The organism is Mycobacterium simiae, assembly GCF_008370645.1.
Taxonomy (GTDB): domain Bacteria; phylum Actinomycetota; class Actinomycetes; order Mycobacteriales; family Mycobacteriaceae; genus Mycobacterium; species Mycobacterium simiae_A.
Genome location: NZ_VTZN01000479.1, coordinates 1 through 639, shown reverse-complemented (window position 1 = coordinate 639; position 639 = coordinate 1). Strand labels below are relative to the sequence as shown.

Here is a 639-nt window from a genome sequence, read left to right as displayed (position 1 = left end):
ACATCGCCATCCGCCACTACCGCGGCGCCCAGACCCGGCTGTGGGCCGCGTTCAACCCCGCCGCCCCCACCCACCGCACCGGCGTCGACCAGTTCGCCCAGCCCACCACCACCACGAAGTGGTCGCGCTTCGTGCCGCTGCTGTCCTCCATGGTCGGCAACAGCACCGGGATCCTGCTCGGCTTCACCCGCCACAACGCGCTGTCCAGCGCGGTCCTGCTCGACCTGCCCGGCACCGCGCGGCGCAACCGCAGCCCGTGCCTGGTGTGCAGCGGAGCCCTCGGGTACGGCAAATCCTATGCCGCCAAACGCATCACCCGCGCCGAGATCCAGCGCGGCGCCCAGGCGTTCATCGTCGACCCCGGCACCGAATGGGACACCGCGCTGGCCGACGTCGCGAACAAGGCCGTCATCGACATGGCCGGACAGCAGTTCAGCTGCGACCCGCTGCGCACCTTCCCCGCCGCCGACGCCGGCGGCTACTGGCTGGACTACCTGGTGCCCATGATGGGCCTGGACCCCCGCAGCACCGGGGTGCGCCGGCTGCGCACCCTGCTGGCCCCCGAGGCCCGCCACCGCCTGGGCATCACCAGCACCGCCGCGCTGATGACCTACCTCGCCGGCCTGCACGCCCCCGCCG

Annotated in this window: 1 pseudogene; it reads left to right on the top strand. The window is 72.9% G+C overall.

Features of this window, described 5'->3' with window-relative positions:
• Window positions 1-639 (top strand): annotated as a pseudogene (locus tag F0Q45_RS26520) (ATP-binding protein); the annotation flags it as partial.